The organism is Sphingomonas sp. UYAg733 (assembly GCF_054057355.1).
The window spans coordinates 709,799-732,907 of record NZ_JBSRZE010000001.1 but is presented as its reverse complement, the minus strand read 5'-3'; the positions used below and the strand labels follow the sequence as shown (position 1 = coordinate 732,907).

The following is a 23,109-nucleotide window of genomic DNA, read 5'->3' as shown; positions in this document are numbered from 1 at the left end:
GGCGTGACCCCCGATCAATAGTTGAATCGCACCGCGACACCGAAATAGCGATCGACATCGCGCGGCAGCAGATAGCGATAGCTGCCGCCGGGGCCGCCGGTGGTGATCAGCGACGCATAGCTCTGGTCGGTCAGGTTGCGGCCGATGAAATTGACTCGCCAAACCCCGTTCGGATCGACCAGAGCGATATTGGCATCGACCAGCGCATAGCCGTCGATGGTGATCGCGCGGCGCACCGCGAGATCGCCCGGCGTCACCCCGGCCTGAAGCGACGAGACTTGGTCGCTGGTCAGCGAGATATTGCTGCCGATCTCCACATTGGCGAATCCACCGGTGTCGATCTTCCACGTGGCGCCAATATTGCCCTTCCAGGTCGGCGCGAGTGGCAATTGTTCACCACGCCGATCGGTCGCGGTCGCGGGCGAGCCGGCCGGGATATTGAACTTGTCGATCTGCGCATCGGTATAGGCGATGCCGGCATTGATGGTGAAGTTGCGCATTGGCCGGATCACCGATTCGATTTCCACGCCCTTGGTCGACACCGATCCCGCATCGGTCAGCTGGGTGACGACCGATCCGTTCAGATTGACAAAGCTGTTGGCCTGGAAGTGATCATATTTGGCGTAGAAAGCCGCAGTGTTGACCGTGAAGCTGCCATCGGCGGTCTTGAACTTGGTGCCGAGTTCATACGCGTTCGAGGTTTCAGCCGCGATCGGCGCAAGCTGCCCGCTATTCTGGTTGAAAAAGACGTTGAACGCCGGCCCCTTATAACCCTGGCTGAAGGTCGCATAAGCCATCAGCCCATTGGTCACATCCGCCTGGATTCCCAATTTGCCGGAGAAGTCGCTCTGGCTGGTCTTGAGCCGATAATTCGCTGCCGCCCCGGCCAGGCCCGGACCTGCCCCGGTCGCAGCCGACCGGACGTTGAAGGCGCTGATATTGTCATGGGTAAAGCGCCCACCGGCGATCAGCCTGAGCCAGTCGGTCGCCCGGAAGGTGACATTGCCATAGGCAGCGACGTTCTCGATCGTCGAACCAAAATTGCCCACCGCGCTTGGAGTGGTCAGCGTCGAGGAGCCGACCGCACATGGCGCAAGCCCCGGCGAAACTGGCGGCAGGGTGGTCGCCGAGCAAACGATATCGTCACGCTCGAAGGTCCGCTCCTGCTTCGCCTTGTAGTAGAAACCGCCCAGCACATATTCGAATGTCTGGTTGCCGGGCGATGCGAGGCGGACTTCCTGGGTGAAAGTGGTCGAGGGCTGCGGCCCGAAATCGTCGAGCTGATTGCCGCCGGCGATCGCATAGACCCGGTCGATAAAATCGCCGTCGCGGATACCGAAATTCTTGTAATCGCGGTAGGCGGTGATCGAGGTCAGCGTGCCCGCCGACCCGACATCGAGATCGGCCTGGAGCGATCCGCCCCAGCTCGTCTCGCGCGTCTCGGTCAGCGTGTTCTGGCGGATTTCGCGCGTCTCGTCGCCGGCCAGCGTGATGCCGCTGAGCGATCCGGCGAGCGCGCCGGACGGTGCGGTGCCGATCACCTCGGCGCAGCAATCGGCGTTGGTGTGGCGCCAGTCGCCGATCAGCGTGAAGGTCAGCGCATCGGTCGCATCGGCGACGATCATGCCGCGCACGCCGTAGCGCTCATAACCATTGACGGTGCGGTTGAGCGTGACGTTGCGGACCGTGCCGTCGAAATTGGCATAGGTGCCGGTGAAGCGGCTGGTGATCCCCGCGCCGAGCGGAATGTCGATCGCAGCCTTGAGCTTATACTCATCGTCCGTCGTCGCCTGCGCCTCGACATATCCGCCGAACTTATCGCCCGGCCTTTTAGTGACGATGTTGACCACGCCAGCCGAGGAATTCTTGCCGAACAAGGTGCCTTGCGGCCCACGCAGCACTTCGATCCGTTCGACATCGTACAAGTCGCCGAAAGCCTCGCCGGAGCGCGCATAACTCACTCCATCGACGACAAAACCGACACTCGGTTCGGCGGCGATCGAAAAGTTGATCGTGCCGACGCCGCGCAGGAACAACGATGAATCGATCGTCGTCGCGCTTTCCTTGAAGTTCAGGCTGGGTACCAACTGTTGCAGCGACTGGACGTTGACCCCGCCGCGCGCTTCGAACTGCTCGGCGCTGACCACGCTGATCGCGGCCGGCACTTTTTGCAGATTCTCCGACCGTTTCTGCGAAGTGACGATGATATCACCGGAATCGGTCGCTACGGCCTGCTCGTCGACTGCCGGCGCCACATCTTGCGCAACCGCAGGGGTCGCGACAAGCAGCGCGCAGATCGCAGCGCCCGACAGGTAAAATGCGTGTTTCATAAATCCTCCCTCAATTCCCACTTAATCGATAGATATTATTGTTATTGGCCTTCTGACAACGTGATCAGACTTGGCAGTCGTAAAGTTAGGCTTGATCAGACTCCCAGTTCGGCCATCTCCACCACGCGGTGTTCGCGCGCGCTGATTTCCGCTGCCGCGCCGATCGCGACCGCCATCATCCCGTCATGCGCGGTGACCTCGACCGGGCCGGCGCCGCGCACCGCGGCGTTGAATTTCTGGTGTTCGTAAAAGGTCGATCCGTGATGGCTGCCGGCTTTGAGCGCGGCTTGGTCGACTTCGACGACGCGGCGTTCGACCGCCTTGGGATTCATGAAACCGACGCGCGGCGACCAGACGATCGCCCCTTCGGGGATCAGCACCTCGAGCCGAGCCTGGTCGCCGACCGCTGCGATCTCCTCCTGATTCTCCGCGCCATCGGCGAACATCGACAGGTCGAGCATCGCGCGCACGCCATTGTCGAAATCGACCGTCGTATAGCTGTTGTCGATGATGTCGGGCCGCTCGCCGGCATAATCCTCGTCGAGATGGTTCACGTCCATCGCGCCCGAACAATAAACGCGCACCGCCTCCGCGCCGGTGATCAGGCGCATCAGATCGAAGAAATGGCAGCATTTTTCGACCATCGTGCCGCCGGTGTTGCGGCTGAAGCGATTCCAGTCGGCGACCTTGGGCAGGAAGGGAAAGCGATGCTCGCGGATCGACAGCATCTGCAGCTTGCCGATACGCCCGCCCTTGACCTCGGCGATGAACTCGGCGGCGGGCGGCATGAAGCGATATTCCATCGCGGTCCAGAACACCTTGTCGCTCTGCTCGGCGCGATCGACGATCCAGCGCGCGTCCTCGATCGTGGTCGCAACCGGTTTCTCGCACAGGATATGCAGGCCCGCATCGAACAGCGGGACCAGCACCTCACGGTGCGTATGATTGGGGCTGGCGACGATCACCGCGTCGCACAACCCGCTCGCCGCGAGCGCCGCCGCGTTGTCGAATATCGCCACGCCATCGGCGCGATCCTCCAGCGCATTCTTCGCCCAGTCGAGCGAGCCCCGAGTCGGATCGGCCAGCGCCGTCACCACCGCGCCGGGCGTGATCGCCAGGTTGTTGATGTGCTCGATGCCCATCATACCCGCGCCCACCAGACCATAACGCACTTGCTCTACCACGAGGATCGATCCTATATGACAACGATGTCTGAAATCATACTTACACCCGATTCCCGCCCGCTCGGCAAGAGCGGATTGATGGTCAGCCCGATTGCATGGGGGATGTGGCGTTTCGGCCACTCCGGCCTCAACGAGGGGCGTGCGCTGATCGAAGCGGCGTTTTCGGCCGGCGTCACCCTGTTCGACACCGCCGATATCTATGGCTTTGACGGGTCGGGCGGCTTCGGCGATGCAGAGGCGTTGCTCGGCCGGGTCTTTGCCGAATCACCTGGCTTGCGCCCGCGCATGGTGCTCGCGACCAAGGGCGGCATCGCGCCGCCGGTGCCCTATGATTCGAGTGCGTCGTATCTTGCCGCCGCGCTCGACGCCTCGCTGAAGCGACTGCAGGTCGAACAAGTCGATCTCTACCAGATCCACCGCCCCGACATCCTCGCCCATCCACAGGAGGCCGCGCGCGCGCTGGAGGATATGGTCACGACGGGCAAGGTCCGCGCGGTCGGCGTGTCCAACTATACCATCGCACAGACCACGGCGCTGGCCAGTTTCCTGACCATCCCGCTCGCCAGCCATCAGCCGGAATTCTCGCCGCTCGAACTCGAACCGATCACTGGCGGGCTGCTCGACCTGGCGATGGAGCGCGATATGGCGGTCCTCGCCTGGTCGCCGCTTGGTGGTGGGCGAATCGGCGATCCGCAAGACGAGCGCAGCCGGGGTGTCGCCGCCGCGCTGGATATCGTCGCCGACCAGGCCGGCGTGAGCCGCGCGGCCGCCGCCTATAGCTGGATCATGGCGCATCCGGCACGCGCGATCCCGATCGTCGGCACGCAGAATGTCGACCGCATCGCGGAGATCGCCGACGCCTTCAAACCACGCTGGACTCGCCAGAGCTGGTACGACGTACTGATCGCATCGCGCGGGGAGCGACTGCCATGACCGACGCAATGACCCGCCCACCGTGCGAGATCAGCTGGTTCTCGGCGCTGTGCGACGATGACTATGAATTTCTCGGCGTGCCCGATGCGAAGCTCAGGTCGAGCTGGGAGCATTGCCGCGACATCGTGGTGCAGGCGGAGACCGGCGGGTTCGACAATATCCTGCTGCCCTCCGGCTATGCGCTGGGCATCGACACCACCGCCTTCGCCGCCGCGATCGCGACTGCGACCAGCCGGATCAATTTGCTGATGGCGGTACGCATCGGCGAGACCTGGCCGCCGCAGCTTGCGCGCCAGATTGCCACGATCGACCGGATGTCGGCCCAAGGGACTGGTAAAGGCCGGTTGAAGGTGAACATCATCTCTTCCGACATGCCCGGAGAGACGATGCCCTCGGCACCGCGCTACGCCCGCACGGTCGAGGCGATGCAGATTCTGAAGACCCTGCTGAACGGCGAGACGCTCGACCATGATGGCGAGTTCTGGAAGCTGAAGCTCGCCCCGCCGAGTATCGGCACCGTGTCGGGCAAGGCGCCTTTGCTCTATTTCGGCGGCCTGTCCGAAGATGCGCGCGAAGCGGCGGCCAAGGGCTGCGACGTGTTCCTGATGTGGCCCGACAAGAAGGAAAATGTCGCTGCGATCATCGCCGATATGAAAGAGCGTGCGGCGAAGCACGGCCGCACCCTGCGCTTCGGTTACCGTGCGCACGTCATCGTGCGCGAGTCCGAAGCCGAAGCGCGGACAGCCGCCGACCGGCTGCTGTCCAAGCTCGACGCGGCGGAGGGTGCGGCGATCCGCGCCAAGTCGCTCGATTCGACCTCGACCGGCGTCGCCGCTCAGGCGGCACTGCGCGAAAATGCCGCGGACGACGGGTATGCCGAACCCAATCTATGGACGGGCGTCGGTCGCGCCCGCTCCGGCTGCGGCGCCGCGATCGTCGGCGATCCCGATCAGGTGCTCGCCAAGCTCAACGCCTATCGCGACATGGGCATTGAGGCATTCATCCTGTCGGGCTATCCCCATGCTGCCGAGGCGGACCTGTTCGCGCGTCACGTCCTGCCGCGGATCGATCACGCCCCCCTGTAAAAGGTTTACCCATGGCCGATGCCGCCGCCATTGACGTTCGGGCCGATATTCCTCTCGTCGTCGGAATCGGCGGGACGATCGGCGGTATCTCCTCGACCGAGCGGGCGCTGCGCATTGCGCTCGACGCGGCCGGGCGCGAAGGTTTCCGCACGCGCATGTTCGGTGGTGCGGATATGGCAAAGCTGCCGCTTTACGACCCCAAGGCCACCATGCGCACGCCCGACGAGATCGAATTCGTCGAAACGATCCGCCAGGCATCCGCGCTGATCATCGCCAGTCCCGGTTATCACGGCAGCATCTCCGGCGTCGTCAAGAACGCGCTCGACCTGCTCGAGGAGACGGCGCGCGACGAAAAGCGCCCTTATCTCGCCGACATGCCGGTCGGGCTGATCGCCACCGCTTATGGCTGGCAGGCGACCGGCAGCACGATCGCCGCGCTGCGCTCGATCGTGCACGCGCTGCGTGGCTGGCCGACCCCGTTCGCCGCGGCGATCAACAGCCAATTGACCAAGTTCGACGAGGACGGTGGGGCGAGCGAACCGGCGGTGCTGGAACAGCTTTGCATGGTCGGCCGCCAGGTCGCGCGCTTCGCGCCGCTGTCTATCAAGACCAATGGCTGAACTGGACCGCCGCCGCGCGATCGGGCTGATCGGGCTCGGCGGTGCCGGCCTGGTGACCGCACCGGTCTGGGGCCAAGCTCTGGCCGATCTCGGCCTGCCAGGCGGCAATGGCAGCCGGCCGTTGACCACCGCCTTTCCCGGCAAGGGCAGCATGATCTTGCAGCGTAGCCGCGCACCGCTGCTCGAAACGCCGATGGATGCGTTCGACGGCAATGTCTTCACGCCCAACGACCGCTTCTTCGTGCGCTGGCATTATGACGATATCCCGACCTCGGTCGATGTCACACGCTTCCGCCTGAAAGTTGGTGGTACGGTGCGCCAGCCGATTGCGCTGTCGCTCGCCGATCTGCTTGCCATGCCGCGCATCGAGATCGCCGCGATCAACCAGTGTTCGGGCAATTCGCGCGGCCATTTCTTTCCGCGCGTTCCCGGCGCGCAATGGGGCGATGGCGCGATCGGCAACGCGCGGTGGACCGGCGTACGGCTGAAAGACGTGCTCGACCGCGCCGGCGTCGCGTCGGGCGCCGTGGCGGTGCGGCTCGGCGGCCTCGACCAGCCGCCGCCCGGTGCGCCGGCGTTCGAAAAATCGCTTGAACTCGACCATGCGCGTGACGGCGACGTGATGATCGCGTTCCAGATGAACGGCGCGCAATTGCCGATGCTCAACGGCTTTCCCATTCGGCTCATCGTGCCCGGCTGGTATTCGACTTATTGGATCAAGGCGCTCGACCGGATCGAGGTGCTGACCGCGCCCGACACCGGGTATTGGATGGACAAGGCGTACCGCATCCCGACCGCGCCGCGCGCCTCCGTCGTACCGGGCGCGAAGGATTTCCCGACCGTGCCTATCAACCGCATGGTGCCGCGCGCCTTCTTCACCAACTTGGCGGACGGCGCGAGCGTGGTGGCGAATTCGCCTTTCTTCGTGCGCGGTCTCGCGATGGGCGGCGCTTCCGGCGTCGCACGGGTCGATCTGTCGATGGATGGCGGCGCGAGCTGGCATGCCGCACCGCTGGGGCCGGATCAGGGCAAATACGGCTTCCGCCTGTGGAACGCGACGATCCCCGCTCTGCGACCCGGCGGTTATCGCATCGCGGTGCGCTGCACCAATACCAATGGCGAGGTGCAGGTCGCCGATCCGATCTGGAACCCGGGCGGCTTTATGCGCAATTCGATCGAGTCGATCGCGGTGAAGGCGGCATGAAATCGATCGGCTTCAAGGTCGCTATGATCGCGCTGCTGGTCTTTGCCGTGCTGACGATCGGGTGGAATTTCCTGATCGACCGGGTCGATCCGGCCGCAGCACCCGCTACCGCGGCCAAGGGCCCTTCGGTCTCGGGTGCAGGCGTGACGCTTGTGTCCGACACGATCGCCCTGCCCGGTTCGACCGCCGCGCTGCCGGCGGGAGCGGCGGGCGAGCTGGTCACGCGCAACTGCACCGCGTGCCATTCGGTCGAGATGATCACCACCCAGCCGCATCTTGCGCCGGAGAAATGGCAGGCGACGGTGGAGAAGATGCGCGCAGTCTATAGGGCGCCGATCGCGCCCGGCGACGATCAGGCGCTGGTCGCGGCACTGGTCGGATTCCAGCAGCCCGCCAAGACCGGTGCCAAGTGACGATCCACTGGCTGGACGGCTTCGAACCAGCAAACAGCCCAGTCCATGTCGTCAACCGCATCGAGACCGCGACCGACCCACAGCTTGTCTGGCGCCGCCTGATCCGCGCCGCCGACTGGCCGCTAATCTACGCCAATGCCAGCAAGGTGAAGATCGAAGGCGGCGGCGCGGATTTGTTCGCCGATGCGCATTTCACCTGGAAGACCTTCGGCGTCTCGCTCAGGACTCGGGTGGTAGAGTTCGAACCGGAGGCGCGCATTGCGTGGCTCGCGGAATCGGCCGGTATGCGCGCCTATCACGCCTGGCTGATCACGCCGCGCGACGGCGGCGGCTGCACCATCCTGACCGAGGAAACGCAGCATGGGCTGGTCGCCCGTGCCGGCCGATTGCTCTTCACCGATCGAATGGAACGCTGGCACCAGAAATGGCTCGAAGCGCTTGCCGCCTGACGCTCACCGCGTCGGCACTGGCTCGTCGCCGGAATAATCGTAGAAGCCGCGCCCGGTCTTGCGGCCGAACCAGCCAGCTTCGACATATTTGACCAGCACCGGCGCGGGCCGGAACTTGGGGTCGCCGGTGCCTTCGAACAGCACGCGGGTTATCTCCAGACAGGTATCGAGACCGATAAAGTCCGCAAGCGTAAGCGGCCCCATCGGATGGTTGAGGCCAAGCTGGCAGGCGAGATCGATGTCGCGGATCGTCGCGACGCCTTCGCCAAGGGCGAAGCATGCTTCGTTGAGCATCGGCATCAGCACGCGATTGACGATGAAACCCGGCGCGTCGTTGGCGCGCACCACTTGCTTGCCCAGCGCCCTGGCATAGGTTTCGATCAGCTCGACCGTATCGTCCGATGTGGCGAGCCCGCGAATGATCTCGATCAGACCCATCACCGGCACGGGGTTGAAGAAATGCACCCCGATAAAGCGCTTGGGATCAGGTGAGGATTGCGCGAGTCGGGTGATCGGGATTGACGAGGTGTTCGACGCCAGCACCGCCTGATGCCCCAACACCTTGCCCACCTCAGCGAAGATCGTGCGTTTGATTTCCTCGCGCTCGGTCGCCGCTTCGATCACCAGTCCGCAGGACGACATGCCCTGCACGCCTTCGATCGGCTCGATCCGCGCCAGCGCCTGGTCGCGCGCGGCGGCGTCGATCTTTTCCTTCGACACCATCCGGTCGAGCGCCTTGGCGATGCCCGCCTTGCCCGCGTCCGCACGTTCTTTAGAAACGTCGGTCAGCAGCACATGATAGCCCGCCTGTGCCGATACCTGCGCGATCCCCGCGCCCATCTGTCCCGCCCCGATCACGCCTACCGATTGCATCGTTTCGCTCCGTCCAGTTCCATATCGCGTCGCTCCTATCGACTTGAGCGGCGTTGAGCTAGGATGCCGACGCCCCGCGACATCGCCTTTTTGCCAAGGCCGGTCGTTTTGCCGTTGTTCAATTTCACCAACCTGTCCCATGGCCGGTTCATGATGGGAGAGGTTCGATGCTGACGTTCGCCGCCCTCGCGCTGGCCGCTGCGCCGCCCCAAGCACCGACTTCGCCGCACCCGGGCGAGCTCAAGACGTTCCGCGACTGGGTTGCCGCATGCGACAATGGCCAAAGCTGCACCCTGGCGTCGCTCGGCCCGGGCAGCGGCACCCCGCCCGATGCGACAATGAACCTGATCCGTGGTGCCGGCCCCGATGGCGGGTTGCGTATCATCCTCGCCGCCAGCGACGGCGCGGTACCGGCAGGCCTGTCGATCGACGGCAAGACAGTTGGCGGCGCGTTCAAGCCGGCAGGTCGCGGCGTCACACTCGACGGTACCGGCGCGGCGACAATCGCTGCGCTGCTCGGCAACAGCAAGGCGCTGGCGGTGGTCGATGCCACGGGCAAGCGCATCGCGACACTGTCGCCCAACGGCATCGCCGCCGCGCTGCGCTATATCGATACAGCACAGGACCGTGACGGTGGCGTCACCGCCATCGTCGCCAAGGGGGCGAAGCCGGCAAGCGCGGTTCCCGCCGCCCCAATCCTGCCGATAATCATTGCCGTGCGCCCGGCCGGTCAGGCAGCGCGCCCGACCGCGACGCAAATCGCCGCTCTGGCCCGCTCGGCCAAATGCGAGGCCTTGCCCACCGCGTCGGGCAAGGACGAGTCCTTCGCGCTCGGCGCGGGCAAGGCATTGGTGCTGATTCCGTGCGGAGCGGGTGCCTATAATCTCACCTCCGCCGTGTTTGTCATCGACAATGGAAAACCGGCGCCGGCGCGCTTCGACGCGCCATCGGGCTTTGGCGAGGCGTCGATCGTGCCGATGGTGGTCAATGCCGATTACAAGGCGGGCACGCTGACCAGCCATATCAAGGGCCGCGGCCTTGGCGATTGCGGCACGATTCAGAGTTTCGTGTGGGACGGCGCGAAATTCCGCCTGAACGAGCAATCCGAAATGGGCGAATGCCGCGGCAATCCGAATTTCATCACCACCTGGCGGGCACGGGTCACGCGCCCATAGAGTTCAGGGTGCGGACCGTGCTGCTTGCGCCTCTGCCAGGATCACCGCGAACAGGCCATCGGGATCGGTCCATTCCGCGATCGGCGTCCAGCCGCCGCTGCGCAGCAGAATACGCGCGTCACGCTCGCCATATTTATGGCTGTTCTCGGTGTGGATCGTCTCGCCCGCCCGAATCGAGAAAGGCCTGCCCTCGATCGTGAAATCGAGATCTTCCTGCGCCGCCAGATGCATCTCGATCCGCGCGCGATCGTCGTTCCACACCGCGCGGTGACGGAACCGGTCGATCGGCAAGGTCGCCCCAAGCTCGCGATTAATGCGTTCGAGCAGGTTCAGGTTGAACCTCGCCGTCACGCCGGCCGCGTCGTCATAGGCCGCGACCAGTGTGTCCACATCCTTCACCCGGTCCATGCCGATCAGCAACATCGCGCCCTCGCCGAGCGATTGCTTCATCGCGCGCAGCAGATCGACCGAGGCGTGCGGGATCATGTTGCCGATAGTCGAGCCGGGGAAGAAACCGAGCTTGGGCAGCGCCGCGACCTGCGGTGGCAGCGCAATCGGACGCATGAAGTCCGCCTCTACCGGCAAGACTGGCAGGCCGGGAAACGCCGCAGACAGGTCCGCGGACGATTCGCGCAGAAAGTCCCCCGAAATGTCGATCGGCACATAAGCGGCAGGCGCGACCGCGCTGAGCAGAACCGGCGTCTTGGTCGAAGAACCCGACCCGAATTCGACCACCGCGCGCCCCTTGCCTGCCAGTTCGGCGACCTTGGGCGCCACGTCGCGAAGGATCGCGGTTTCGGTCCGCGTCGGATAATATTCCGGCAGATCGGTGATCGCCTCGAACAATTCGGAACCACGCCGGTCATAGAACCAGCGCGCCGGGATCGCGCGCGGGCGCATCTCGAACCCACGCAGCACATCGGCGCGGAACGCCGGGTCGGCCAGGGTGACGTCGCCGTCCTCGATCTCACGCTTGAGCATTTACGAATCCCTGGCCAGTCGCACGCCGGTGAATTGCCAGCGCTGGTGCGGATAGAAGAAATTGCGGTAGCTCGCCCGGGAATGGCCGCGCGGCGTGGCGCAGGATCCGCCGCGCAGCACGCACTGCCCGGACATGAACTTGCCATTATATTCACCCACCGCGCCGTCGATCGTCCTGAATCCCGGATAGGGGCGATAGGCGCTGCCGGTCCATTGCCAGACATCGCCGAAAAAGGCCGGACCGCCTTCCGCGGGGCGGGGTTCGACCGGGCCCGCCGCATCCATCTGATTGCCACCCGCCGCGTCATACGCGCTGGCCGCGGCTTCCCATTCGGCCTCGGTCGGCAGGCGCGCGCCGGCCCAGCTCGCATAGGCGTCGGCCTCGTAGAAGCTGACATGTGTCACCGGCGCGGCGGGATCGATCGCGCGACGCCCGTCGAGTCCGAAGCGTGTCCAGCCGCCGCCGCCCTGATCCGAATCATCCCATTCCCAATAAAGCGGCGCAAAGATGGCTTCGGCCCTTACCCAGGCCCAGCCGTCCGACAGCCAGTGACGCGCATCGCGATAACCGCCATCGGCGATGAACGCGGCCCATTCGCCGTTGGTGACGGTGCGGTCAGCGATGGCATGGGGCACAAGCAGCGCCTGGTGGCGCGGGCCTTCGCAATCGAACGCGAAGCCCCCGTCCTTCCGACCGGCATCGTCATGGCCGATCTCGACGATGCCGGGCTTGCCCTCGATCCAGCCGATCGGCCCGGGCATCGCCACCGGCACCTTGCGCGCCGCCGGCCAAATCGCCGGATCGAGCGGATTCTCCGACATCAGGTGCAGCATATCGGTGACGAGCAGTTCCTGATGCTGCTCCTCATGATGGCAACCGAGGATCACCAATTCTGTTGCCGCCGGCGGCAAGCCAGGCAGCGCGGCGACCAGCGCGGCATCGACATGGTGGCGATAGGCCAGCACCTCATCGAGCGTCGGCCGCGTGATCATGCCGCGCCGGCCGCGCGCATGGCGGCGTCCCTCGGCTTCGTAATAGCTGTTGAACAGGAACGGGAAGCGTTCGTCGTGCAGCGCGTAGCCGGTGACGAAATCGCGCAGGATAAAGGTTTCGAAAAACCAGCTGGTATGCGCCAGATGCCATTTGGCCGGCGACGCATCCTCCATCGACTGCACCGTCGCATCTGCATCGGACAGCGGTGCGACCAATGCCTCGGTCAGCGCACGTACGGCGGAAAAGCGCTCGATGAGCGCTGACGGGGAGACTGCGAGAGGCTGTATTGTTCGCATTCTGTTCTCCATATCCAGAATAGAAACGCGAATCAATTGATCTGGAGCAAGGCGGCTATCGGGAAGCGCCGGGAACCCATAAAACGTCGCCACAGGCCGATTGGTTCATATGGCGTGCCGTAACGAACAGATAATCCGATAATCGGTTGATATAGGATAAGGCCTGCGGGTTGAGCGGTACCGCCTGCGTCGCCGCGACCGCCGATCGCTCGGCACGGCGCACGGTCGCGCGGGCGACGTGGATCGCCGCAGCGGCCACGCTGCCACCGGGCAGGATGAAGCTGGTCAGCGGCGGCATCTGCGCATTCATCGCGTCGATCTCCGCCTCGAGCCGCGCGACCTGCGCGGCAACGATGCGCAGGGTCATTTCCGACGGCGCGAAATCATCTCCGGGCGTGGCGAGATCGGCGCCGAGGTCGAACAGGTCATTCTGGATGCGGATCAAAGCGGCGGCTGTTTCGCCCTGCTCCAGCGCGGCGATGGCGACACCGATCGCGCTGTTCGCTTCATCCACATCGCCGATCGCGACCATCCGCACGTCGGTCTTGGCGACACGCGACCCGTCTACCAGACCGGTGGTGCCATCATCGCCGGTGCGCGTATAGATTTTGTTGAGCTTGACCACCGGTCGTTACCGGCGGCTCACGTCCGGCCGGCGAGGAACAGGATCAGAACGACGATCACGATCGCGATCGCCTGAAAGAAGATGCGGTACTGCATCATCTTGTTCGACTTGATCGCCGCCGCGCTCGGCCCCGCCTCGCCGCCCTTCACTTCCGCACTCGCGTTCATCATGAAGATGACCAGACCACGGATGAAAACAACCACCACCGCGATCATCGCGGCGATGAGGAGGATTGCGAGGAAAATGCTCATGCATCGTATCTAATCACTGGCGACGCCAAAGCCAATGGGCAACGCCCCGTTGCGCAGCTGTTCCAGCAGCACCGGCCCTACCACCCCATCCAGCCGAAGCGATGCGAGCGTCGGCGCGCCGTCGCGCTTGGCGAGCCGATTGCCGATGGAGTCGGTCAGCAGCGCATGATGCCGATAGATCGGCACCGGCAGGCCGAGCACTTCCTGAAGCAGCCGGTGCACATGGGTTGCCTCGAACAGGTCCCGACCACGCACGATATGCGTCACGCTCTGCGCCGCGTCGTCAACCGCGACCGCGAGATGATAACTGGCCGGCGCATCCTTACGCGCCAGCACGACATCACCCAGGGCCAGCGGATCGGCGACCACCGGTCCGGCCAGCTCATCCTGCCAGACCAGGTCGCCGCCCTGCCCGACCGTCGCGATCGCCCTGGCCATATCGATCCGCCAGGCATGCGCCTCTCCCGCGATCCGGGCCGATCGTACCGACGCGTCGAGCCCGCGACACGTGCCGGGATAGACCGCGCCACCGGCGCCGTGCGGGGCCGACAGGCTGGCGGCGATGTCGGCGCGGGTACAGAAGCACGGATAGAGCAGGCCCATCTCGCGGAGCCGATCGAGTGCCATGGCATAGCCATCAAGCCGCTCCGACTGGTGCACCACCCGCCCGTCCCAGCCGAGGCCGAGCCAGGCAAGGTCGTCGAAAATGCCCTGTATATGCTCCGGTCGGGATCGGCTGCCGTCGATGTCCTCGATCCGGAGCAGGAAGGTGCCACACTCCTGTCGCGCGCGATCATGCGACTGGATAGCTGAAAAAGCGTGACCCAGATGCAACGGTCCGGTGGGGCTCGGCGCGAAGCGCGTGATGATCGTGCCCGGCATCAATCCCGCTCTTGACCGCGAGTCGCGCCCCGTGCTGCATTGCGTATTGTCATCATGGCGTCATCCTGATCGGCGATTGCCGCGCCAGGAAGCAAGGGGGGTTCTGCGTGTATCATCCCGATTTGATCCGGCACCCCGACAGCTGCCCGGCATTGGTGCTGAACGCCGATTACACTCCGCTGAGCTATTATCCGCTCTCCGTCTGGCCGTGGCAGACCGCGATCAAGGCCGTATTTCTCGACCGGGTCGATATCGTCGCGCAATATGAACGCGAGGTGCGCAGCCCGACGGCGCGCTTGAAGCTGCCCTCGGTGATCGCGCTCAAATCCTATGTCCGGCCAAGCGCTTTTCCCGCCTTCACCCGGTTCAACGTGTTCCTGCGTGACAAATTCTCCTGCCAATATTGCGGCAGCGGGCATGATCTGACGTTCGATCATATCATCCCGCGCGCGCAAGGCGGGCGCACGACCTGGGAAAATGTCGCAACCGCGTGCGCGCCATGCAATCTGAAGAAAGGCGGGCGGACGCCCAAACAGGCACATATGCCGCTGCACATCTCGGCGATCCGCCCGACCAGTTGGCAGATGCAGGAACATGGCCGGCGCTTCCCGCCCAATTACCTCCATGATACCTGGCATGACTGGCTTTATTGGGATGTCGAGCTGGAGGCGTGAACGACGCGGTCGTCGCGCGTCGGGGCGCGCCGATCAAGGGCCTTGATGACCGCCGGAACTGATCGCACCGCTCCTCCGTTCGGCGAGCACGCCGTTCCGCGAGCACAGGAGCCCTGCCCAGATGCGTCATGTCATCCCCTTGTTCTTCATCGCACCACTGCTGCTCGCCGGCTGTTCGAACGATAGCGATGAGGATGCCGCCGGGTTCAAGCCCCCGGTCAATGTCCTGCGCGCCGACCTGGTCGCCGGATTCGACAAGCGCTTCGAGCGGCTCGATCGCGACAAGAACGGGACCATCGAGCCGCGCGAGGTCGCGCAGCGGCCGGCGCTGATCAAAAGATACGATGCCGACAATGATGGCGTCGTCACGCGCGACGAATTCAAGACCGTGCAACTCAAGCGATTCGACCAGGCCGATGTCAATCATGACGGAACGCTGACCACCGCCGAGCGCGACGCGATCAAGGACGCGCGGCCATAGAGCATGGAGCATTGCATGCGCGGCGCCTTTGCGCGCGTGGCGATGCTGTTCCGACAATAGGAAAGAGCGAGCCTGTATAGGTCAGGCAAGAGATGCCAGACCACATTCGGTGCCATGGTTTGAATCACTGCGGGCGGCAACGCCGAGCGGTGGGGAGATATGGGACACCATCAATGTCCCGTTTCTCTGGCTACCGCGTCACGACGATGCCATTATAATTCCTTAGATATCAGATAGTTGATTAAGAACAGGCAAGTTTAGGCAGCGCCGGGGTTTCAAGAGATATGGGACATCAAAATACTTCAAGTCGATCGAGCTCGCGCGCCAGATGTCATGCGACGCGCATTTCAGATGGCTTTGCCCAACCGATCTCTGCTGGGCACGACATGAATCGGATTAAACGTCCGGGGGCGCTAAAATCGGCGGCGCGCGGTTGACCTGAGCCGTGCCGCAGCGCAGCATTGGCTGATGACCGAACTGCCTCCGATCACCAACAATCCCGACATCCGCTTCCTCGGCAAGCTGCTTGGCGACGTCATTCGCGCCTATGGCGGCGACACATTGTTCCAGCGCACCGAATATATCCGCGCCGCGTCGGTCGACCGGCATCGCGGGCTTGAGGGCGCGGGCGGAACCGATCTGGGTCTCGACCGGCTGGATATCGACGAGACGCTCGATTTCGTGCGCGGCTTCATGCTGTTCTCGATGCTCGCCAACCTGGCGGAAGATCGCCAGGGTGTCGCGGCGGAAGAAGGCGCCGACCTCGCAGCCGCGCTCAAGCGGCTCGCCGATGAGGGCATCGATCACAGGGCGGTGATGGCGCTGCTCGATCGCGCGCTGATCGCGCCGGTGCTGACCGCGCATCCCACCGAGGTACGGCGCAAGTCGATGATCGATCACCGCAACCGCATCGCCGAGTTGATGGCGATGAAGGATCGCGGGCTGAAGGAGACCGGCGACGGCGACCGTATCGACGAAGCGATCCTGCGCCAGATCGCCTTGCTGTGGCAGACCCGCGTGCTGCGCCGCGAGCGGCTCTATGTCGCCGATGAGGTCGAGACCGCGCTGAGTTACCTGCGCGATGTGTTTCTGCCGACGCTCCCCGCGCTCTACCAGAAATGGGACCGAGCGCTGGGCGAACGCACGCCTAGCTTCCTGCGCCCGGGCAGCTGGATCGGCGGCGACCGCGACGGCAATCCATTCGTCACCGCCGACAGTCAGCGTATCGCACTGGCCAAGGCGAGCGAGGCGGTGCTCGGCTATTATCTCGACGGGGTGAACGCGCTGGGCGCCGAACTGTCGATCTCGACCGACATCGCGCATGTCGATGCCGATGTGCAACGCCTCGCCGAAGCGAGCGGGGATATCGCGCAGAGCCGCGCCGACGAACCCTATCGCCGCGCCTTGTCGGGCATTTATGCGCGACTGTCGGCGACGCATCTCGTGCTGATCGGCAAGCCCGCGCCACGGCCGTCCGCGTTGAAGGGCGAGGCCTATCCCGACCCGAAGGCGTTCCGCGCCGATCTCGTCGCGATCGCGCATGGCCTGGCGGCCGAAGGTGGCGCATCCTTGTCGTCGGGCGGCGCGCTCGGCCGGCTGATCCGCGCGGTCGAGACATTCGGTTTCCACCTCGCCACGCTCGACATGCGCCAGAACAGCGCGGTGCACGAACGCGTCGTCGCCGAACTGCTCAAGGTCGCCGGGGTCGAGCCCGATTATCTCGCGCTCGATGAAGCGGCACGGGTCAAATTGCTGCGCGCCGAACTGTCCAATGCGCGACCGCTGACCAGCAGTTTCGCCGATTATTCGGAGGAGACGAGCGGCGAACTGGCGATCGTGCGTGCCGCTGCCGAAGCGCACGCCAAATACGGGGCCGGCTGCATCACCAATTACATCGTGTCGATGGCGCAGTCGGTGTCCGATCTGCTCGAGATCAACCTGATGCTGAAGGAATTCGGGCTGTACCGGCCGGGCTCCCCTTCCGGTTCGGGACCGACCGCGGCGATCATGGCCGTGCCGTTGTTCGAGACGATCGGCGATCTCGAGGCCGCGCCGGGGATTATGACCGACTGGCTCGGCCTGCCCGAGATTGCCACGATCGCGCAGGCGCGCGGGCATCAGGAAGTGATGATCGGCTATTCGGATTCTAACAAGGATGGCGGCTATCTCACCTCGACCTGGAGCCTGAGCAAGGCATCGACCGCGTTGAAGCCGGTGTTCGAACAGGCCGGCGTGGCGATGCAATTGTTCCACGGCCGCGGTGGCGCGGTCGGGCGCGGCGGCGGATCGTCCTTCGCCGCGATCCGCGCACAACCGCCGGGCACGGTGCAGGGCCGTATCCGCATCACCGAACAGGGCGAAGTGATCGCGGGCAAATATGGCACGCGCGAAACCGCCGCGACCAACCTTGAGGCGATGGCATCGGCGACGTTGCTCGCCAGCCTTGAACCCGACCAGTTCTCGCACGCCGATACGGAGCGTTTCGGCGCGGCGATGGATGTGATTTCGGGCACCGCGTTCAAGGCCTATCGCGACCTGGTCTATGGCATCGAGGGCTTCCGCACCTTTTTCCGCCAGATGACGCCGATCGCCGAAATCTCCGGCCTGAAGATCGGCAGCCGCCCGGCAAGCCGCAAGAAATCCGATGCGATCGAGGATCTGCGCGCAATCCCCTGGGTGTTCAGCTGGGCGCAGGCGCGCGTCATGCTGCCGGGCTGGTATGGCGTGGGGCAAGCCATTGCCGCCTTCCCCGACAAGGGACTGCTGACCGAAATGGCGGAGGGCTGGCCATTCTTCGCCGCGAGTCTCGCCAATATGGAGATGGTGCTGGCCAAGTCCGACATGCGCATTGCCGAGCGCTATGCCGCGCTGGTCGAGGATGCGGCCTTACGCGATTCGGTGTTCGGCGCGATCCGCGACGGGTGGGGCAAGGCGCATGACGGGCTGCTCGAGATCACCGGCCAGTCGCGATTGCTCGAAAAACATCCGGCGCTCGATGAATCGATCCGGCTGAGATTGCCTTATATCGAGCCGCTCAACCTGTTGCAGATCGAACTGATCAAGCGCCGTCGCGCTGGCGAAACCGATGAGCGGATCGGCGAGGGGATTCTCCTGTCGATCAACGCGATCGCCACCGCGTTGAGGAATTCGGGCTAACTTTCCCTCTCCCCCTGTGGGAGAGGGAGGGAGGAGCGAAGCGACGGAAGGGTGAGGGGGACTGCGGGACTGATCGCACAGTCCCCCTCACCCTTCCCACTCGCTACGCGAGCGGGCCCCTTCCCTCTCCCACAGGGGGAGAGGGAGATTGGAGGAACGGCGCGGCCAATTCCGGCCGCACCCGCAACAACCGCCCCGTCGCGCGATCGAGCAGCGCCCAGGTCGACACCGCCTCGACCTTCACCTTGCCATCGGCCCCGGTGAACCGCACATGGCGGTCGAAGCGCGCGCCGCGTGGCGGCTCCGGCACCCAGGTTTCTCCGGTCACCGTCTCTCCGGCAGCCACATTGCCGCGATAATCAATCTCGTGCCGCGTCACGACCCAGATATAGGCCGCCTGATCCTCCGCCGACGCGATCGCCGTCCAGTGCGCGACGGCGATGTCCTGAATCCACTTCACTCACACCGCATTATTGACGTGACCAAGCTCATCGATGTCGGCCGGGGACGCAGTGATGGTGAGAGTGAAGGGCATTGATCAGGCTTCCACCCCCAATTGCCACAACACGAACGCGTGCTCCTCGGCCGCTTCGCGCAGGCTTTCGAAGCGGCCCGATTTGCCGCCATGCCCGGCGCCCATATTGGTCTTGAGCAGCAGCACGTTATCGTCGGTCTTCATCTCACGCAGCCTGGCCGCCCATTTCGCCGGCTCCCAATAGGTCACGCGCGGATCGTTGAGCCCGCCCGAGATGAACATCGGCGGATAGGCTTGAGCCTTGACCTGGTCGTAGGGCGAATAACCACGGATCAGGTCGAACGCCGCCTTGTCCTCGATCGGATTGCCCCATTCGGGCCATTCGCCCGGGGTCAGTGGCAGATCCGCGTCGAGCATGGTGTTGAGCACATCGACGAACGGCACATCGGCGATCACCGCGCCCCATAATTCAGGGTCGGAATTGACCACCGCGCCCATCAGCTCACCCCCGGCCGAGCGCCCGGCGATCGCGATCTTGCCCGCGCTGGTCCAGCGTTCAGCGATCAGGCCCTTCGCGACATCGACAAAGTCGTTGAAGGTGTTGGCACGCTTGTCGAGCTTGCCGTCGAGATACCATTGCTGGCCGAGATCATCGCCGCCGCGGATATGCGCAATGGCATAAGCGAAGCCGCGATCGAGCAACGACAGCCGCCCGGTCGAGAAACCCGGCGGGATGGCATAACCATAGGCGCCGTATGAATAGAGGAAGAGCGGCGCCGACCCGTCGCGCGGAAAATCCTTCGGATAGACGATCGACACCGGCACCTCGGTGCCATCGCGCGCGGTGATCTTGAGCCGCTCGGTCGCATATTTGCCCGCGTCGTAACCGCTCGGGATCTCCTGCACCTTGAGCGTTGTCAGGGTGCCGGTCGCGACGTCATAATCATATTCGGTACCCGGCGTGACCATCGATTCATAACCGACGCGCAGCACCTGCATGTCATATTCTGGATTGTTGCCGAGGCCCGCGTCATAGCTCGCCTCAGGGAAGGCGATGCGTTTGGGCAGGCCGCCCTCATAGGAGTGAATTTCGATCTGATCGAGACCGTCCTCGCGCCCGTCGACGATGAGGAAATCGCGGAAACACTCGACCCCCGTCATGTAGAAATGGTGCGACGGGCCGATCAGCTCGGTCCATTCGCCGGGCGCTTCGATGCTTCCGGTGCACAGACGGAAGTTCGGGTCGGTGTCGTTGGTGTGGATGAACAGCGTACCGTCATGTTCATCGACCTCATATTCGCGCCCGACTTTCCGCGCCGACACCAGCAGCGGCGTGGCCAGCGGCTCGTTGGCGGGGAGCAGATAGATTTCGCTCGTCACATGGTCGCCGCTGGCGATGACGATCCATTTGCGCGAGCTGGTTTCCGACACGCCGACGCGAAAGCCCTCATCGGCCTCCTTGAACAGCTCGACATCGTCGGTGACCGGCGTACCGAGCCGGTGATAACGGACATTGTCGGTGCGCCATTGTTCATTGGCGAGGCCGTAGAGGAAGCCGGTCGAATCGGTCGTCCAGACGATCTCTGACAACATGCCGGGAATGACGTCGGGCAGATGATCGCCGCTGGTCAGATCCTTGACCCGCACCTCGAACCGTTCCGACCCGTTATCGTCGATCGCATAAGCGAGATAGCGTCCGTCCTCGCTGATCGAGAAGGCGCCAAGGCGGAAATATTCCTTGCCATCCGCCAGTGCCGGCTCGTCGAGGATCAGCACGTCATCGCCGCCCGCCACCGGCTTGCGCCACCATTTGCGATATTCGCCGCCGGTCTCGAACGCGGTCCAGTAGAGCCAGTCGCCATCCTTTTGCGGGACCGACGAATCATCCTCCTTGATGCGCCCCTTCATCTCCTCATAGAGCCGGTCGGTCAGCGCCTTGTGCGGTGCCATCATGCTCTCGAAATAGGCGTTCTCGTCCTCGAGATAGGCGAGCACATCCTTGTCGGTGACCTCCGGATAACCCGGATCCTTGAGCCAGGCATAAGGGTCATCGATGGTGACGCCGTGCGTGGTGAAGCTGTGCGGGCGCTTTTCAGCGACGGGCGGTGTGGGGAGTGTCATCCGCCCCCTTTACCGCCCGGACCGAGCTTGTCGAAGCCCCGTCGTTTCTTCTACGCTGGAGCAAGAACTAGCAGGATTCTTCCATGTCCACCTATGCCGACCGCCTTTCCGCCCTTCGCGAACAATTGAAGCGCGACCGCCTCGACGGGTTCGTAGTACCACTGACCGACGAGCATATGTCGGAATATGTCGGCGCCTATGCGCAGCGGCTCGCCTGGCTTACCGGGTTCCAGGGATCGGCGGGCAGCGCCGTCGTCCTGCCCGAACAAGCGGCGATCTTCACCGACGGGCGCTATACGCTGCAAGTGCGCCAGCAAGTCGATGGTGATCATTGGCAGTTCGCCTCGGTACCCGCGACCAGCGTTGCCGGCTGGCTCGGTGAACATGCCGCCAAGGGCGGGCGGATCGGCTACGACCCCTGGCTGCACACCAGCGCCTGGGTCGCCGAGGCCAAGACGGCGCTCGCCGCGCGTGGTGCGGAGCTGGTCGCGGTCGATACCAACCCGATCGATGCGGTGTGGCCCGACCGCCCCGCGCCAAGCGATGCACGACTGGTCGTGCAGAACGAGGCACAGGCTGGTGCCTCATCCGCCACGAAACGCGCGGAAATCGCCGACTGGCTGGCGGAGCGGAAAGCGGATGCCGTGGTGCTGACCGCGCTCGATTCGATCGCCTGGACGCTCAATGTGCGCGGGCAGGACGTCGCGCACACGCCAGTCGCCCTGGCCTATGCGATCGTCGATGCCGACGGCACCGCCGACCTGTTCGTCGCATCGGACAAGATCGACGAGACGGTACGCCAGCATCTCGGCAATGCGATTCGCGTGAAGGAACGATCGGCCTTCCCGGCGGCGCTTGGCGCCTATGCCGGAAAGCGCATCGCCGCCGATCCCGAGCGCGCCGTCGCCGCAATCTTCGACCGGCTCGAACAGGGTGGGGCGAAAGTGCTGGCGCTGCGCGACCCGGTGGTGCTGGCCAAGGCGATGAAGAATCCGGTCGAGATCGCCGGGCACCGCGCCGCGTCGGCGCGCGACGGCGCGGCGCTGGCGCGGTTCCTGCGCTGGGTCGAGGCCGAAGCGCCCAGGGGCGGGCAGACCGAACTCAGTTGTGTCGCCAAGCTGCAGGAATTCCGCGAGGCGACCGGTGTGCTCAAGGACACGTCGTTCGACACCATTTCCGCGACTGGCGGGCATGGCGCGAGCCCGCATTATCATTCGACCCCCGAATCGAACGCCCCGCTCGAACCGGGCCAGCTTTATCTGGTCGATTCGGGCGGGCAATATGCCGACGGCACGACCGACGTGACGCGCGTGCTGCCGATCGGCCAGCCGAGTGACGAGATGCGCGACCGCTTCACCCGCGTGCTCAAAGGCCATATCGGCCTTGCCACCGCGATCTTTCCGCCGGGCACCAATGGCGGGCAACTCGACGGTTTCGCGCGGCGGCCGCTGTGGGAGGCGGGGCTCGATTACGCACATGGCACCGGCCATGGCGTTGGCGCCTATCTGGCGGTCCATGAGGGGCCGCAGCGCATCGCCCAACCCAATTATCCCGGTGGCGGTCCGAGCGAACCGTTGCGCGCGGGCATGATCATCTCGAACGAGCCGGGTTATTACAAGGCGGGCGAATACGGCATCCGCATCGAGAACCTGATCCTGGTCGAGGAGCGCGCGATCGCCGGCGGCGACGCCCCGATGCTCGGTTTCGAAACTCTGACCTTCTGTCCGATCGAACGCAGCCTGATCGTGCCCGAAATGCTCACCTCGGCCGAGCGCGGCTGGCTCAACGCCTATCATGCTCGGGTGCTCGAGATTCTCGGGGCGCAAATGGCGGGTGACGAACTCGACTGGCTGAACGAAAAATGCGCACCGATCAGCTAGCCCGAAACGGGTGATTCGCGCCCTGCG

The 23,109-nt window shown here is 64.4% G+C and carries 21 protein-coding genes; 11 read left to right on the top strand and 10 right to left on the bottom strand.

The genetic code is table 11. From position 1 onward, the window contains the following. Positions 1 to 14: 14 nt before the first annotated feature. Entirely contained in the window at positions 15 to 2,330 is a 2,316-nt protein-coding gene (locus tag ACVWZA_RS03715) for a TonB-dependent receptor (protein WP_457309793.1), read from the bottom strand. Positions 2,331 to 2,425: 95 nt separating this feature from the next. Then, positions 2,426 to 3,502 (bottom strand): Gfo/Idh/MocA family protein, encoded by a 1,077-nt coding sequence (locus ACVWZA_RS03710; protein ID WP_457310060.1) that lies wholly within the window; start codon positions 3,500 to 3,502, stop codon positions 2,426 to 2,428. Between the two features lie 36 nt (positions 3,503 to 3,538). Here ACVWZA_RS03710 and ACVWZA_RS03705 point away from each other — a divergent pair, with 36 nt between their 5' ends. The 6 genes from ACVWZA_RS03705 to ACVWZA_RS03680 are packed head-to-tail and all read left to right on the top strand — an operon-like array spanning position 3,539 to position 8,218. Next, a complete protein-coding gene (locus tag ACVWZA_RS03705) occupies positions 3,539 to 4,447 on the top strand; it encodes an aldo/keto reductase (RefSeq protein ID WP_457310059.1) in 909 nt (302 codons plus the stop codon). Continuing rightward, positions 4,444 to 5,532, top strand: a complete 1,089-nt coding sequence (locus ACVWZA_RS03700) for an LLM class flavin-dependent oxidoreductase (protein WP_457309792.1) — start codon at positions 4,444 to 4,446, stop codon at positions 5,530 to 5,532. The genes ACVWZA_RS03705 and ACVWZA_RS03700 overlap by 4 nt, the downstream gene beginning before the upstream one ends. An 11-nt stretch (positions 5,533 to 5,543) precedes the next feature. Beyond that, a complete protein-coding gene (locus ACVWZA_RS03695) occupies positions 5,544 to 6,152 on the top strand; it encodes an NADPH-dependent FMN reductase (protein ID WP_457309791.1) in 609 nt (202 codons plus the stop codon). Continuing rightward, the gene (locus ACVWZA_RS03690; protein ID WP_457309790.1) at positions 6,145 to 7,356 is read left to right on the top strand and encodes a molybdopterin-dependent oxidoreductase; all 1,212 of its coding nucleotides are present in this window, start codon (positions 6,145 to 6,147) and stop codon (positions 7,354 to 7,356) included. Before ACVWZA_RS03695 ends, ACVWZA_RS03690 begins: the two co-directional genes overlap by 8 nt. After that, positions 7,353 to 7,769 (top strand): hypothetical protein, encoded by a 417-nt coding sequence (locus tag ACVWZA_RS03685; protein WP_457309789.1) that lies wholly within the window; start codon positions 7,353 to 7,355, stop codon positions 7,767 to 7,769. The genes ACVWZA_RS03690 and ACVWZA_RS03685 overlap by 4 nt, the downstream gene beginning before the upstream one ends. Beyond that, positions 7,766 to 8,218 carry an SRPBCC family protein gene (locus tag ACVWZA_RS03680; RefSeq protein ID WP_457309788.1) on the top strand — a complete coding sequence of 151 codons (453 nt, stop codon included), beginning with the start codon at positions 7,766 to 7,768 and terminating at the stop codon, positions 8,216 to 8,218. The genes ACVWZA_RS03685 and ACVWZA_RS03680 overlap by 4 nt, the downstream gene beginning before the upstream one ends. A 3-nt stretch (positions 8,219 to 8,221) precedes the next feature. On the opposite strand, the gene ACVWZA_RS03675 is transcribed toward ACVWZA_RS03680, so the two are convergent. After that, positions 8,222 to 9,091 carry a 3-hydroxybutyryl-CoA dehydrogenase gene (locus ACVWZA_RS03675; protein ID WP_457309787.1) on the bottom strand — a complete coding sequence of 290 codons (870 nt, stop codon included), beginning with the start codon at positions 9,089 to 9,091 and terminating at the stop codon, positions 8,222 to 8,224. Positions 9,092 to 9,258: 167 nt separating this feature from the next. On the opposite strand from ACVWZA_RS03675, the gene ACVWZA_RS03670 reads away from it, so the two are divergent. Continuing rightward, positions 9,259 to 10,266 (top strand): DUF1176 domain-containing protein, encoded by a 1,008-nt coding sequence (locus ACVWZA_RS03670; protein ID WP_457309786.1) that lies wholly within the window; start codon positions 9,259 to 9,261, stop codon positions 10,264 to 10,266. 3 nt (positions 10,267 to 10,269) lie between these two features. Here ACVWZA_RS03670 and egtD read toward each other — a convergent pair whose 3' ends face one another. Genes egtD through gluQRS form a run of 5 tightly spaced genes read right to left on the bottom strand, consistent with a single transcriptional unit; the run spans position 10,270 to position 14,295 of the window. Beyond that, the gene (gene egtD / locus ACVWZA_RS03665) at positions 10,270 to 11,247 is read right to left on the bottom strand and encodes an L-histidine N(alpha)-methyltransferase (protein ID WP_457309785.1); all 978 of its coding nucleotides are present in this window, start codon (positions 11,245 to 11,247) and stop codon (positions 10,270 to 10,272) included. After that, the gene (gene egtB, locus ACVWZA_RS03660; RefSeq protein WP_457309784.1) at positions 11,248 to 12,537 is read right to left on the bottom strand and encodes an ergothioneine biosynthesis protein EgtB; all 1,290 of its coding nucleotides are present in this window, start codon (positions 12,535 to 12,537) and stop codon (positions 11,248 to 11,250) included. Positions 12,538 to 12,592: 55 nt separating this feature from the next. Next, complete coding sequence (locus ACVWZA_RS03655; RefSeq protein ID WP_457309783.1) at positions 12,593 to 13,162, bottom strand: cob(I)yrinic acid a,c-diamide adenosyltransferase; 570 nt, start codon at positions 13,160 to 13,162, stop codon at positions 12,593 to 12,595. A 17-nt stretch (positions 13,163 to 13,179) separates the two neighbouring features. Beyond that, the gene (locus ACVWZA_RS03650; protein WP_457309782.1) at positions 13,180 to 13,413 is read right to left on the bottom strand and encodes a twin transmembrane helix small protein; all 234 of its coding nucleotides are present in this window, start codon (positions 13,411 to 13,413) and stop codon (positions 13,180 to 13,182) included. A gap of 9 nt (positions 13,414 to 13,422) precedes the next feature. Beyond that, positions 13,423 to 14,295, bottom strand: coding sequence for a tRNA glutamyl-Q(34) synthetase GluQRS (gluQRS, locus tag ACVWZA_RS03645; protein ID WP_457309781.1), 873 nt, complete (start codon positions 14,293 to 14,295; stop codon positions 13,423 to 13,425). 107 nt (positions 14,296 to 14,402) lie between these two features. Here gluQRS and ACVWZA_RS03640 point away from each other — a divergent pair, with 107 nt between their 5' ends. The 3 genes from ACVWZA_RS03640 to ppc all read left to right on the top strand — a co-directional run bounded on the left by ACVWZA_RS03640 (position 14,403) and on the right by ppc (position 18,606). Further along, entirely contained in the window at positions 14,403 to 14,969 is a 567-nt protein-coding gene (locus tag ACVWZA_RS03640; protein WP_457309780.1) for an HNH endonuclease, read from the top strand. 121 nt (positions 14,970 to 15,090) lie between these two features. Further along, complete coding sequence (locus tag ACVWZA_RS03635) at positions 15,091 to 15,450, top strand: hypothetical protein (RefSeq protein ID WP_457309779.1); 360 nt, start codon at positions 15,091 to 15,093, stop codon at positions 15,448 to 15,450. A 468-nt stretch (positions 15,451 to 15,918) separates the two neighbouring features. Continuing rightward, positions 15,919 to 18,606, top strand: a complete 2,688-nt coding sequence (ppc, locus tag ACVWZA_RS03630) for a phosphoenolpyruvate carboxylase (RefSeq protein ID WP_457309778.1) — start codon at positions 15,919 to 15,921, stop codon at positions 18,604 to 18,606. A 103-nt stretch (positions 18,607 to 18,709) separates the two neighbouring features. Here the strand turns inward: ppc and ACVWZA_RS03625 are convergent, their stop codons facing one another. Together ACVWZA_RS03625 and ACVWZA_RS03620 are read right to left on the bottom strand one after the other, a co-directional pair. After that, positions 18,710 to 19,066, bottom strand: a complete 357-nt coding sequence (locus tag ACVWZA_RS03625; RefSeq protein ID WP_457309777.1) for an acyl-CoA thioesterase — start codon at positions 19,064 to 19,066, stop codon at positions 18,710 to 18,712. A gap of 78 nt (positions 19,067 to 19,144) precedes the next feature. Further along, a complete protein-coding gene (locus ACVWZA_RS03620) occupies positions 19,145 to 21,202 on the bottom strand; it encodes a S9 family peptidase (protein ID WP_457309776.1) in 2,058 nt (685 codons plus the stop codon). An 83-nt stretch (positions 21,203 to 21,285) separates the two neighbouring features. Between ACVWZA_RS03620 and ACVWZA_RS03615 the strand changes: the two genes are divergently transcribed. Further along, on the top strand, positions 21,286 to 23,082 hold the full coding sequence (locus tag ACVWZA_RS03615; RefSeq protein WP_457309775.1) for an aminopeptidase P family protein: 1,797 nt from the start codon (positions 21,286 to 21,288) through the stop codon (positions 23,080 to 23,082). The last annotated feature ends 27 nt before the right edge of the window (positions 23,083 to 23,109 follow it).